The sequence below is a fragment of the Reyranella sp. genome (assembly GCF_004297405.1).
Lineage (GTDB): Bacteria > Pseudomonadota > Alphaproteobacteria > Reyranellales > Reyranellaceae > Reyranella.
Genome location: NZ_SCVC01000048.1, coordinates 1 through 11,427, shown reverse-complemented (window position 1 = coordinate 11,427; position 11,427 = coordinate 1). Strand labels below are relative to the sequence as shown.

General features: G+C 58.6%; 13 protein-coding genes and 1 pseudogene. 8 read left to right on the top strand and 6 right to left on the bottom strand.

Features of this window, described 5'->3' with window-relative positions; all coding sequences use genetic code 11:
- Nucleotides 1–500 precede the first annotated feature (500 nt).
- Nucleotides 501–818 (bottom strand): hypothetical protein, encoded by a 318-nt coding sequence (locus tag EPO50_RS30725; RefSeq protein WP_296350800.1) that lies wholly within the window; start codon nt 816–818, stop codon nt 501–503.
- A gap of 1,031 nt (nt 819–1,849) precedes the next feature.
- Here EPO50_RS30725 and EPO50_RS30720 point away from each other — a divergent pair.
- The 6 genes and pseudogenes from EPO50_RS30720 to EPO50_RS31635 form a co-directional block, all read left to right on the top strand.
- Entirely contained in the window at nt 1,850–2,239 is a 390-nt protein-coding gene (locus EPO50_RS30720) for an SET domain-containing protein-lysine N-methyltransferase (protein WP_296350799.1), read from the top strand.
- Between the two features lie 497 nt (nt 2,240–2,736).
- On the top strand, nt 2,737–2,847 hold the full coding sequence (locus tag EPO50_RS30715) for an AraC family transcriptional regulator (protein WP_296350798.1): 111 nt from the start codon (nt 2,737–2,739) through the stop codon (nt 2,845–2,847).
- Between the two features lie 264 nt (nt 2,848–3,111).
- Entirely contained in the window at nt 3,112–3,324 is a 213-nt protein-coding gene (locus EPO50_RS30710) for a dodecin family protein (RefSeq protein WP_296350796.1), read from the top strand.
- A 239-nt stretch (nt 3,325–3,563) separates the two neighbouring features.
- Nucleotides 3,564–4,073, top strand: a complete 510-nt coding sequence (locus tag EPO50_RS30705; protein ID WP_296350794.1) for a hypothetical protein — start codon at nt 3,564–3,566, stop codon at nt 4,071–4,073.
- Nucleotides 4,052–4,573: an integrase core domain-containing protein gene (locus tag EPO50_RS30700; protein WP_296350792.1), complete on the top strand. Its 522-nt coding sequence runs from the start codon at nt 4,052–4,054 to the stop codon at nt 4,571–4,573. The genes EPO50_RS30705 and EPO50_RS30700 overlap by 22 nt, the downstream gene beginning before the upstream one ends.
- A gap of 21 nt (nt 4,574–4,594) precedes the next feature.
- Nucleotides 4,595–5,164 (top strand): annotated as a pseudogene (locus EPO50_RS31635) (response regulator); the annotation flags it as partial.
- Nucleotides 5,165–5,262: 98 nt separating this feature from the next.
- On the opposite strand, the gene EPO50_RS30685 reads toward EPO50_RS31635, so the two are convergent.
- The 3 genes from EPO50_RS30685 to EPO50_RS30675 form a co-directional block, all read right to left on the bottom strand.
- The gene (locus tag EPO50_RS30685) at nt 5,263–6,486 is read right to left on the bottom strand and encodes an FAD-binding oxidoreductase (RefSeq protein ID WP_296350790.1); all 1,224 of its coding nucleotides are present in this window, start codon (nt 6,484–6,486) and stop codon (nt 5,263–5,265) included.
- 160 nt (nt 6,487–6,646) lie between these two features.
- On the bottom strand, nt 6,647–6,793 hold the full coding sequence (locus EPO50_RS30680) for a hypothetical protein (protein ID WP_296350788.1): 147 nt from the start codon (nt 6,791–6,793) through the stop codon (nt 6,647–6,649).
- Nucleotides 6,794–7,117: 324 nt separating this feature from the next.
- Nucleotides 7,118–8,323 carry an HWE histidine kinase domain-containing protein gene (locus EPO50_RS30675; RefSeq protein WP_296350786.1) on the bottom strand — a complete coding sequence of 402 codons (1,206 nt, stop codon included), beginning with the start codon at nt 8,321–8,323 and terminating at the stop codon, nt 7,118–7,120.
- 202 nt (nt 8,324–8,525) lie between these two features.
- Between EPO50_RS30675 and EPO50_RS30670 the strand changes: the two genes are divergently transcribed.
- Together EPO50_RS30670 and EPO50_RS30665 are read left to right on the top strand one after the other, a co-directional pair.
- Nucleotides 8,526–8,720: a hypothetical protein gene (locus EPO50_RS30670; protein ID WP_296350784.1), complete on the top strand. Its 195-nt coding sequence runs from the start codon at nt 8,526–8,528 to the stop codon at nt 8,718–8,720.
- 557 nt (nt 8,721–9,277) lie between these two features.
- Entirely contained in the window at nt 9,278–10,090 is an 813-nt protein-coding gene (locus EPO50_RS30665) for a MipA/OmpV family protein (RefSeq protein ID WP_296350782.1), read from the top strand.
- 12 nt (nt 10,091–10,102) lie between these two features.
- On the opposite strand, the gene EPO50_RS30660 is transcribed toward EPO50_RS30665, so the two are convergent.
- Both EPO50_RS30660 and EPO50_RS30655 read right to left on the bottom strand, forming a co-directional pair.
- Nucleotides 10,103–10,591 carry a TspO/MBR family protein gene (locus tag EPO50_RS30660; RefSeq protein ID WP_296350780.1) on the bottom strand — a complete coding sequence of 163 codons (489 nt, stop codon included), beginning with the start codon at nt 10,589–10,591 and terminating at the stop codon, nt 10,103–10,105.
- A 433-nt stretch (nt 10,592–11,024) separates the two neighbouring features.
- Nucleotides 11,025–11,339, bottom strand: coding sequence for a DUF2147 domain-containing protein (locus tag EPO50_RS30655; RefSeq protein WP_367268083.1), 315 nt, complete (start codon nt 11,337–11,339; stop codon nt 11,025–11,027).
- Between the last annotated feature and the right edge of the window lie 88 nt (nt 11,340–11,427).

The window sequence follows — 11,427 nt, the reverse complement described above, 5'->3', positions numbered from 1 at the left end:
TATGGTGTATCGAGATGTTTCCGAAGCCTTTTGGAAGATTGGCGATCGCGCGCGCGCTGTAGCTGTATTTAACGAAGGTCGTGCCGCAGGCGGAGATGTATGGCTCTTCACGAGTTCCGCCGCACAATTAGCCACTCAAGAGGAAGCACCTTCACCTTGGCCGCGTTGACGCGAACGCGCTCTCGGCACCTGGAAACTTTGGCGTACTTCGATAGTCGGGCTCCAGTTCGGGAGCCAGTCATCTCGCGACGAGCGCGCGATAACGCGACGGGTTGATGCCGGTCACGGCACGGAAGGTACGCGTAAAGTGGCTGGGCGATCTCAGCCATCCAGGCGGGTTGGTTCTCGAGGACTTGCTAGGTGTGCCGGAAAGCCGGCAAGCTATCCCTCAACCCGGCGCCACACTGAGGATCTGACCGAACATCCGGGTAGCGTACAGAACGAGCAGGGCAGCATTAGGGACAAAGAGCAGGCGCTTACGCTGTAAGAGCGGCACCAGCCTAAGTGAGAAACGTCGCGCCAGCAGATGCCCAACGTACTCTACCGAGCTTGCATTCCACCAGGCAGATCCGCCCCTCCGGGTTGATCAGCAGGTTGTCGGCATATCTTCCCACATCCTCGCGCAGCGGCAGTTCGGTGCAGACGGCCCTTAGTCCTAGGAACGCTGGGTCGATGGTGCGGCCCGGCAGGCACTGCGGTACGGCATGGACCTGTTCTTGGAGCAGCGCCTCGCGGTAGCCTGGTTGGCCGGCGAGCCGGCTTGAGCTTTGGCGGAGCAGGGGAGTGATCCGAGACGGGTTCTCCAGGCTATCCACCAACAGCGGCTCACCTCATGCCATCAACGCCTCCGAATTAACGACTAGCGACGCCGTCCCATTCGCTTCGTCTGGCCGTGAAGTCCAGAGCCAAGCACGGATTTTTGTAAGTAAAACCGCGGTCTTGATTGGGCTGATCTGGGCGTATGGAAATGCGCACCCCAGTTGGCGAGAACGTCAAGCGCCTGCGCCAACGGCAGGGGTTGACCCAGGAGCAGTTTGCCGAGCGAAACGCCTCAGGCGTTTCCTCCCTAGACTAGCCGGAGCCTCCGGGGGCTCCGGCTCCATTTCCCACACAGTTTGTCGACTTGTGTGTTGAGGTTTGCTCCGACTCGTGCGTCGCTCGCCAAGCGCAAGCTACCGGTTCTTGCGAGACAGGCAGACCGACGGTCGCCAGCGCAATTCATGGCAAAAGGCGCCGCGTCATGCTCCAAAGACCACCCACTGGAGACCGAGAAGTCTCATCGGCCATTGAGTCGGCGCCTAAGACTAGATCCACTGGCGCGGTTCCCGATTCGCGGCTGGTGGGTTGGTAAAATTGCTCGCGCGGCGCTCCGAGCGGCAATGGTACGACAAGATGATGGAGGAGCGCCGCGCGGATCGCTCCTGACGCTCTTGAGGAGTGCCGTCCGATGAAAGTCGCCCTCTACGCTCGCTATTCCTCCGACAATCAATGCGAAGCCTCGATCGCCGACCAGTTCCGAATTTGCCGGCTCCGCGCCGATTAGAAGTGCCTCGATGAAATCCAGGCGGGGGCAGTGTCTAGAATGCTTCGAACACTTGATAGACCACAGGGCGATCGGGTATTGCCAACTCCTCATCTACACGCGGCTGTCCGGGAAGAAGTAGGCCCATTGCGATTACATAGAGCTCCAGAAGCCGCATCTCCACAATTGAAGCCCAGGCCTGCGTTCGAGTACGACGGGAACGAACTCGTTTCCGAGATCGAGCGCGTACGCAGCCTCCAACATGGTGTACGTCAAAGAGCAACGTCTGGCGGAGCGAACTCGCACGTTGGGAGGACGCGCCACCAAGTGAAGCGTGTTGCCATCCCTCTGACCGTCCGACCGTATCAGGTCGCCGCGATCCCTGGTCGTGGCCTCGGGCTCACTGCTTGCTCTATCATCGATCGGCGCACCAAGATCGATGACTGCTTCACTTGGGAGTTACCCAAGCGGGACATCAAGCACGTCACCGAGACTGTCCTGAACGGCAACTACTTTGACCATCCTCTCTGCTCCCAACGCGGTCTTGTCGCTATCGGTCATATCTCCCTGATCAATCACGATCCGGAGCCGAACTGTGAATGGCGCATGGTCCAAGTCCATGACCGCTGGATGATTGAGGCATGGTCTATTTGCCGCCTGTCTAGCGGCGAGGAGCTAACCTTCGACTACGGCTACGACCCAACCGATAAAGGGTAAACAAAAGTTGCAGGCCGCACACTCTTCAGCGCTACTCAGTACGAAAAGGCTGATTTGCACCGAGTACACCAAGATCGGCTTGGTGGTGCGTTAGGGGCACGCCAGCTTTTTTCTTGAAAGAACTGCAGTCACCAGGGGGCAGCTGAAAGGTCTTCGAAAAAGCGACAACGATCCAGTGCACCTCGACGAAGGTTATAGATCCGGCTGGTTTCCGTCTCGAATCCTTCTCTGGCCTATGCCAACCTGACGACGGACGGCTTCAGCGAGAGCGGGCGATTTCTCGACGAGGTGAATCGGGATGGAGGCGTCATCGCTGATGTTTGCCGTAACCTTGTCGAACACCCAGGACATTTTCCGAGCATCGAAGCAATAAGTGCGACGCTGTCGATGAATTCGCGCACATTGCGTCGTAAGCTCGAGGCAGAGCAGCTGACGTACCGGCAGGTGTAGCCGAAGTCCGGAAGAGGCTGGCCGTCGCATATCTGCGTAACACGCCAATGACCAACGAGGAGATCGCAGCGCGTCTCGACTATAGCGACGCCGCGAATTTCCGGCACGCATTCGTCCGCTGGACCGGAAAGAGCCCATCGGACTTCCGCGACGACTAAGAATTCGAGGCAAGAGCGACTCGCCAATGCCTCACATTGTTCTAAACTAACCTGCCAAGGGGGCCAATCGCACCTTTCTCGGTTCTGGCGCGCTCGATAGCGTATACTCCTAAGTCAAGCGGTAGCGCCCCGGGGCGATCCAAGCCTCAGCGCTTCCGACCCAATCGAAGCACTACGACTTGATGCTGAAAGAATGCGGCAAGCGCCGCGACGCCGAGAGGAGAAGCACCGCGATCAACTCGTGATAATGCAGGAGGGAATCCAATGACCGAGAGCGTCTACAAGATCATTGAACTGATCGGAACCAGCACGGAATCGTGGGAAAAAGCAGCGGCCGCCGCCGTCGAGCGGGCTGGTAAATCCCTGCGCGACTTGCGAGTTGCTGAGGTCCGCCAACTTGATATGACCGTTAGCGAAGGCAAAGTCGAAGTCTATCGTGCCAAGGTCAGGGTCTCATTCAAATTTGAAGACGATTGATCTTCGAGTTGCGTCCACGCGATTGCTTCGGGGACTTGGCGTTGAGAGGTGTTGCCTTTTGAATTTCGCTGAAGGCACGAAGTCCAACTAACGCGGCTGGATCTCTCTGTCTTCTGGTGGCCGATGATCGTTGTCTTTGGTCCTGAAAAAGATCGAGCGAAGAGCGATCATCGGGGTGTCCTTACCGAATACTCTATCCGCGCTGACGTGACGGGGGAGATCAGGTAGGCTGATCCTCGATGATCGCGTTCCTGAGTCTGCTTCTCCACGTCGTGGTCTCGCTGTTCACGACGAAGGCGCGGCTGGAAGCCGAGATCATCTTGCTGCGACATCAGTTGAACGTGCTGCGACGGCGCGTCCCCTCGAACCCGAAGTTGGCGGTTGCCGATCGACTGCTCTTCGTCTGGCTGTATCGCCTGTTTCCGTCGGTCTTGAACGCCGTCACGATTATTCATCCGGAGACGATCATCCGATGGCATCGGACGGGCTTCCGACTGTACTGGCGCGGGAAGTCGCGCGCTCGGGGTGGGCGGCCAAAAGTTCCGGTGGAGATCCGCCGGCTGATCCGAGAGATGAGCCTGGCCAATCGGCTGTGGGGTGCACCGCGCATCCACGGCGAGCTGCTCAAGCTCGGCATCGAGGTCGCCCAGTCGACAAGTACATGGCGAAGAGTGGGCGAGGGCGATCGCAGACTTGGAAGACCTTTCTGCACAACCATGCGGCAGGCATGGGCACGATGGACTTCCTGATCGTGCCCACCGTCGGCTTTCGGTTGCTGTTTGTCTCGGTTATTCTGCGGCACGAGCGGCGGCGCCTGATCTCGCTGAGCGTCACCGACCATCCAACAGCAGACTGGATCGCCCGCCAGCTCACGGATGCGTTCCCTTGGGATGAAGCGCCGGACTACATGATCCGGGATCGTGACGGATGCTACGGTCGTGCCGTCACGAAGCGTCTTGCAGCCATGGGCATACGGGATCACCCGATCGCCCCGAGGTCACCCTGGCAGAACGGGCATGCGGAGAGACTGATCGGTTCGATCCGCCGGGAATGCCTCGATCATACCATTATCATCGGCGAGGCCCACCTGCGCCGGATCCTTGCGGCCTATACCGGCTATTACAACGAACTGCGAACGCATCTGGCCCTGGACAAGGATTCGCCACACCATCGACAGGTCCAGCGAGCGGGTCAGGTTATTGTGCGGCCCATCCTCAGCGGACTTCATCATCAGTATTGCCGGATGTAGTTTTCAGTAGGGACAAGGGCACGCGAGCGTATTCTCATCGCCGACGACAACGCAGATCTGCGGCAGTACATGGCACGCCTGCTCGGTGAGAGGGGCTATGCGATCGAAGCCGTTGCCGATGGCCAGGCCGCGCTTGAGTCGATCCGGGCGTCCAGGCCGGATGTCCTCGTCACCGACGTGATGATGCCACGGCTCGACGGTTTCGGCCTGTTGCATGCCAGCATGCTGAACGGTCTAGGCTATACGGTGGTCGAAGCTGCGTCGGCCGAACAGGCGCTTACTCTTGTGCAGGAAGGACTAAGTCCGGACCTTGTCGTATCAGACCATCTGATGCCCGGGATGAACGGCGCCGATCTCGCGCAGGCGATTCTTTCGGAACGGCCGAGCATCCAGGTGCTGATCATCTCGGGCTACGCCGAGAACGACGGTATCTCGCCGGGCCTGCCGCGCCTGAACAAGCCGTTCCGATATGACGAGCTGGCGGCATGCCTCGCCCGCTTGCAGATTGATCGCGTAAGCCATTTCGGCGAGCCGAAATGGCCAGAGGGCCTAGCGAGGACCGCGCCTGAATGGGAGGTAGGTGGCTCATGAATAGGCGTCGAGATTGTTCAGAGTCAGTCTGCCATCGGGCATCGGACATCGGGCTCGTCGTCGGACTTGCCTACCGACTTGACGTCCCGGAGAATAACTCACCAGCTCCGTCGAAAAGAAAAAAGAGCAGCGTCCGGGTCGTGTTTACCTCCGATGGCGGTCCGCAGAAGTTGCGCCGCCATCATGGAAAAGGTGATGCCGTTTCCGCCATAACCCAGCACCGCGTAGCAATTCGGCAGGGAAGGTACGGGACCTATTGACGGAGTGCCGGTGCGGGAGATGCCGAATGCTCCAGACCAATGACCTATCGCGCTGGCTTTTACTTGGGGGAGCAGATGTCCAAGCTTCCGCTCGAGAGCCGACACCTTAGCCGGAGTGGCGGCGATTCGTGTTTCCGCGTCGGAGAACTCTTCATCTTCGCCGCCGCAAATGATCGACCCCTTTGGCCCGGTCCGCAGATAGAGATAGGGCGACGACGCCTCCCAAATAAAGCTGTGTCCCGGCCATAATCGGCGCGGTTGCGGCTTTGTCACAATGACCCAGGTAGAGGCGACTTTGTGATCACTGCGCGGCACACCCTTGGGCAGCTCGTATCCTGTGGCGAATACCACGCTCGATGCGCGGATTGTTGGGCCTGCATCTGTAGATGCCAACACGAAGCTGCGGCTTGCTTCTACCGCCAGGACGTCGACGGGAGCATAAATCCGTGCGCCTCGCGCCAGCGCAGCCCCCAGAAATCCCGCAGCGAGCCGGCGGGGGTCGGCAGACAAGTTGCCGTAGCCAAACAGGCCCGCTCGCCGTCCGATGCCATATGTTTCCTTAACGGCACTCGGCGTTAAGAAGCTTGTCTCAAATCCTGCATTGCGTCGAGCCTCAGCCTCAGCTCGAAGGCCCCCTTCATTGAGGACATCGCCTTCGAGATACAGGGAACCGTGCCCGGTACAGTCGGCGTCGATGTTCAGGTGCTGAACTCGTTCACGTAGGGCGTCGAGCGCCAGTTTCGACCGGCGCCAGACACGCTCGGCACGCGTTTGACCGATACGCTTTGATAACAACGTCAGCGGCGTATCGAGCTCGTATTGCAGCAGCGCTGTTGAGGCGGGTGTCGAACCCTTGAGAGGCCCACGTCGATCGACGATGGCTACGGCCAAGCCTATCTCGCTTAACAAATCGGCGGTGATTGCTCCGCTGATGCCGGCGCCTACGACGAGCGCATCTACAGTAATGTCACGGTGCAGCACCGTCTCGGGAAGCGCCCGCATGGGCCGCGTCTGCCAGACGGAGCGTCCATCACGCAGGTTGCGGTGGTGGGTTGCCGACATAGATGATGGCAACGCAGATCACGTTGGGTGGTTGCCTTAAGCTGCCGACGTCAACGCAAGACAACGGCACGTTCTTTCTGCATCACCGGCACGTGAACAAAAAGTAGCCTTCGAAACCAAACAGTTGTTCTGACTGGCGCAGATTTGTAATGCCCAGCTTTCAGGCTTCTAACTCGCTGTCGGCGATTGCGCCTGCCTTGGCAGCCTTCGTCGCCGCTCCAATGAAGTAATCTGCAGCTAGATCCTGCGGAAGGATCAGTACCCGAGTAGCGCTGGCAATGTTCTCAAAGCCGACCTCGGCCAACATGGTAGGCAGCAGACCCGGTAACCAGCTTTGAGCGACAGCCGTCTCCCCTTTATGCGCCACGACGTCATGCCGGCCGGATTGCCGCCCTTTCCGCGGACATCTGGCCGCGCTGCTTTTCCCATCGACGTTGCGCCGTCTTTACATCGCTGGCGATCGCGATCCGGCGGGCGATGCGCCTTGGCCGCCTTGAGCCGCCGTTCCCATGCGCGACCAGCTTGCCCCTCACCGAAGCGGCGCACTTCAGACTAAGCTAGCTTTGTTTAGGCGAGCATTTCCGGTTTGGCGCTCATTTCTTTAGAAGTAGCGCTTATCATCGACAGGCAGTTACGCCTTCAGGCGTTCTAACGGCATATTAAGCGTGACCTCGACGCCTTCGGGCTGCCAGTCGTAGCGCTGGGTGCCGGATAGGTTGCCTGTCACGGTGTCTGTTACCAATCGGCTGCCGAATCCCACCGCAAGGGGAGCACCCGTGACAATGGGGCCGCCCCGCTCTTTCCACTTAAGCGTAAGAGTGGTCGCGTTGGTAGACCAGTCAATTTGGACCGTACCGGTTTCGCGACTCAGCGCCCCGTACTTTGCGGCGTTCGTTGCAAGTTCATGGAGGACAAGGGCGATTGCGTTTGTGGTGTGCTCGCCGAACGAAACGTCAGGCCCCCTCGTAATCACTCGCGTTGAGCGCTTAGGATCTTCGTAAGGTCTCATGATCGCGCCGATCAAGGTGTCCATATCGGCAGTCCGAATCGGCAGAGACCCATCTGCAAACGAGCGTCTGATCATTCCATGAGCGACGGCCAGTGCTCGCACGCGGCCCGACAATGCTTGCGTCAGTTCGTGCGTGGTCTCGGCCCGCCTCCCGCCAAGATGGATCATCCCATCGACGATGTTGAACACATTCTTCACGCGATGGCTCATTTCCTTGGCGAGCGATTCCTGCTCGGAAAGGGCCTGCGAGAGTCGGGTCTCTGTCTGATGCATCCTCAGCGCTATGCTGACGAACGCCGCGATCTCGGTGACCGCCTCAACGTGACCACGATTGAAATGGCTTAGCTCGTCCGAAACGATCCAGAGAGTGCCGAGCTGTTCGGTGCCCCGATGCAGCGGCACCAGCAGAACCTCGGGAAGAATGACGTTCACGTCCGCGATCCAGGAATAGTAGCGCTCGGAGTGACGGGTCAGGACAGCCTTGTCGTTATCCAAAGTGACGCCACATGGGCTATGGTCCCGAGGTGTGGTCGCCCCTTCAAAGGCCGCGAGCGTTCCTTTCAGGAAGGCCCATCGGAAAATTGGCGGACTGGCGTTCAGATCGGCAACACTGATGCCTGATGAAACGCCATCTGTCACTTGCATGGCGAGTTCAACGAATCGCGGGAGGACCTTTTCAGGCCCATCAACCATATGAACAGCAAGCTCTTGAATGGCCTGCTTGATCTTACGATGGTCGCGCTCGGGCGAAGGACGCCTGTCGAGTTCCGCCGATACGAACGTGTCATCAAATGTCCAAGACGGTATGCTAGCCACGGCATTAGGCATTGCCACCCCCCCTGACCTTAGGGCACGTAGTCTGCCCGGTTTCCTTGACCCAAACCAGAGGCCCTTAGGCTGGCCGCCGCCGACGCCTTGCTCAACGGCCACGATAGACTGGTGCTTGCGAGCTTGCATCCGGTCGCCGAGGGTTTCACTTCCCTATGGGCCCTGTGCCTCGGCGATCGGGAAGCTCTTCTCCTTCCCCAAGGTGACGTCGAGGAGCGCCCCCATCAAGTGGTCGCTCGGCGAACAGGTCCAGTGCCTGGCTCACGTCAGCCGCTGGCCCGGCCGCGTCATGGCCGATTTCGCGAATCATCATTTCGAGCGTCGAGGCGATCAGCCATTCGTCGTTAACCACCAGAGCAAGGGCGGCTTCAATGCAAGGGTCGCCTACAAAGGTTAGCGGTGTTGCGCGGTATCGGGCTGTCACCTCGTCTAATCCGCTGCTTACGCCGGTGACGACGACGAAACGTGCAAGACACTTTGTGCACGCAGCGTTTGACGTAGCTCACCGACCGGAATAGCTGATCAGCCGTTCCGGTAGGTTTCAGCACCCGTTGTTACAGTTTTCTCCTTAGACGATTCGCAAGGATGGAAACCCACGGCCGCCGCCTCGCCGAGTTCAGCCTGCCGGCAATCGCTCAAGCAGCTTGTCGAGCGTGATCGGATACCGTTCCGCAAGAACCAGCTCCATTCGGTCGCCCTCTCAACCGCCTTGGCGTTGATGATGGCGGTGGGAAACATAGCGATGGGCAGGTGGCCTAGAAGGGGGCGAGGTCCCGTCCTGATCGTGTAACACCCCTACTATTTGCGATAGGTGACGGAACCGATGCCGTTCTCGTCCCTGCGCAATCACCCAGAGAAGTGCCCCCGAAAGCGAGGTCAGGAGATATGCATTCAGACTGATCCGTATGCGTCGCCTCACCGTATTGAGCTCGGCAATACGGGAAAATCAAGGGAATGGGTCGTCGTATAAGTTTGATTCTGGCCGGGCTCGGCTTCTTGTATCCAGGCGCCGCTTGGGCTCAGCCAACTTCGATTGGAAGCGAGCCCTCCGGCCCGCCGCCGCGCGACTGGACTTTCGACATCGGCCCCGGCGTGGTCATGGCGCCCTGGTTCGAGGGCGGAAAGTACTATCGCGTCCTCCCAGTTCCCAACCTTGATTTACGTTACCAGCGCGACAAGTTCTTCATCTCGGCGCGCGACGGGGTGGGCGCAACGCTGTTCGAATCGTCGGGCTTCAAGATCGGGCCCATTCTGCGCTATCGCTTCCCGCGCAACGAATGGGATGGGCCTGGCCTTTACGGTACCGGCACGGTCCCTTTCACCGTAGAGGGTGGCGGCTTTCTGCGTTACGACCATCCCTGGTTCGCGGCCAAGATCGAACTCCGCCGCGGGTTGGGTGGCAGCAACGGTCTAGTATTCGACGCACTGCTCGACGGTAAATTGCGACTTAGTGAAAGTCTGTTTCTCTCCGGCGGTCCGCGCCTCTCGGTGACCGACGCAACCTTCAATCAGGTCTATTTTGGGATCAATGCTGCGCAATCCTTCAACTCCGGATTTGCGCAGTATTATCCGGGAGCTGGTCTACGCGGTGTTGGTGTAGGCGTGAGCGCACTTTGGCGGATCAACGATAAACTCAGCTTGGTCGCCTTTGGCAGCTACAACTACCTCGCCGACACGGCTGCTACCTCTCCACTCGTCCAAGGCCCAGCGGGATCGCGTAACCAGTTCGTCGTCGGTTCCGCGCTCTCGTGGCGATTTGAGTGGTGAATCTCGCAAAACTCAAGCTGCGGGATTAAGGCGCAGCAAGGCATAGTTTAGCGATGTTGCGAAGGCAACCCAAAGCGCGTACGGCACGAACAAAGATGCAGCAACGCGATCTCCGTTCAGATTGTGAGCGATGAAGACGATGATGCTGAGCAGCAGGAGCACGATCACAGCCAGCGCCAAATCAATGCGGTGCGCGATAAAGAAGATCGGGCTCCAAACAAAGTTAAGGGCTAACTGCAGCCCCCACACCAGCTTGGTTCTTGCGCCAGAAGACCCATTTTGCCATATGCGCCAACCTACAATAGCGATCATCACATAAAGAGAACTCCACACTGGTGCGAACACCCAGTTCGGTGGATTGAACGATGGCTTCGCGAGCCTGGCGAACCATTCGTCGGGACCGGTCACCATGCCGATCGCCAGGCCACCTCCAACGACCAACACCAAAAAGCCGATCAACGATATCGTGGTCTGGAGCCGGCTGTATGTCATCTCTGCCATGTCGCGCCTCCTGCGAAAATCCAAGTCGATTCGCTAACGAGAGAGAACAGGCCTGCATGCCGAAAGGCGGCAAGGCCACGCGTTTGCGGGGCGTTTCCCGTCATCTTTGTGTAGTAGGTGTCTCATCTACCGGCGTTGGCAGCGCTACGTGTCGATCGTGGAAGAGAATCCCGCTCGCGCAGGGAGCAGGGAGCAGGTCGCAGGTGCATGACGATCGCATCACGTATCTTCGCTCGTGAAACGTAGGACTCAGATAAAGCTAGCGCAGTGCATCGGATGAGAGCTGTCGAAGATGATGCACCGCCTGTACGTACAGACCGCGGCTCTGCTCTTGACCAACCATGCGTTCGCAGCGATCTGCGCCCTGCCATTGAAGCTCAACTCCTGAAAACTACATGAAGAACGCTTCTGAAGAGCTGATGACCGAAAATATTCATTGAGTAGGCGTCCAGCTCACATCCTTGCACAACAAACCACCAAGAATGCACCCCCTCGTCACCAGTCGGGCCTGCCCCACTATGAGCGTCATCGAGTACGTTCTATCTCTTTTGGGATCGTACGCCTTGCCAACTAGCTCGGTGGCCGACTGGCGCCGCAATGTCATAATGAGCTTGTCGCCTACTTCTTCACCCTTGCTGGTATCTCCTATCCAAAGGTTTGTGGCGCAAAGCTGCTCACCACAGGGAGCTATCTTCACTTTTGCGTTGCCGTCATTACGGAACCAGATGCCGTCAGGATCAGCTGCCATTGCAGAGAACGACATCGCTGCCAAACACGCTAGAGACGTGCCCAGAACGCCTATGTGCGTCATTGTTGACCCTTTAGAATAAGTCAAG

What these genes read in the sequence shown, in the direction of transcription:
- EPO50_RS30710 (WP_296350796.1), top strand. Translation starts at nt 3,112, where the DNA reads ATGACCGAGAGCGTCTACAAGATCATTGAACTGATCGGAACCAGCACG.
- EPO50_RS30655 (WP_367268083.1), bottom strand. Translation starts at nt 11,339, where the DNA reads ATGGCAGCTGATCCTGACGGCATCTGGTTCCGTAATGACGGCAACGCA.
- EPO50_RS30680 (WP_296350788.1), bottom strand. Translation starts at nt 6,793, where the DNA reads ATGTTGGCCGAGGTCGGCTTTGAGAACATTGCCAGCGCTACTCGGGTA.
- EPO50_RS30715 (WP_296350798.1), top strand. Translation starts at nt 2,737, where the DNA reads ATGACCAACGAGGAGATCGCAGCGCGTCTCGACTATAGCGACGCCGCG.
- EPO50_RS30700 (WP_296350792.1), top strand. Translation starts at nt 4,052, where the DNA reads ATGGGCACGATGGACTTCCTGATCGTGCCCACCGTCGGCTTTCGGTTG.
- EPO50_RS30685 (WP_296350790.1), bottom strand. Translation starts at nt 6,486, where the DNA reads ATGTCGGCAACCCACCACCGCAACCTGCGTGATGGACGCTCCGTCTGG.
- EPO50_RS30665 (WP_296350782.1), top strand. Translation starts at nt 9,278, where the DNA reads ATGGGTCGTCGTATAAGTTTGATTCTGGCCGGGCTCGGCTTCTTGTAT.
- EPO50_RS30675 (WP_296350786.1), bottom strand. Translation starts at nt 8,323, where the DNA reads ATGCCTAATGCCGTGGCTAGCATACCGTCTTGGACATTTGATGACACG.
- EPO50_RS30705 (WP_296350794.1), top strand. Translation starts at nt 3,564, where the DNA reads ATGATCGCGTTCCTGAGTCTGCTTCTCCACGTCGTGGTCTCGCTGTTC.
- EPO50_RS30660 (WP_296350780.1), bottom strand. Translation starts at nt 10,591, where the DNA reads ATGGCAGAGATGACATACAGCCGGCTCCAGACCACGATATCGTTGATC.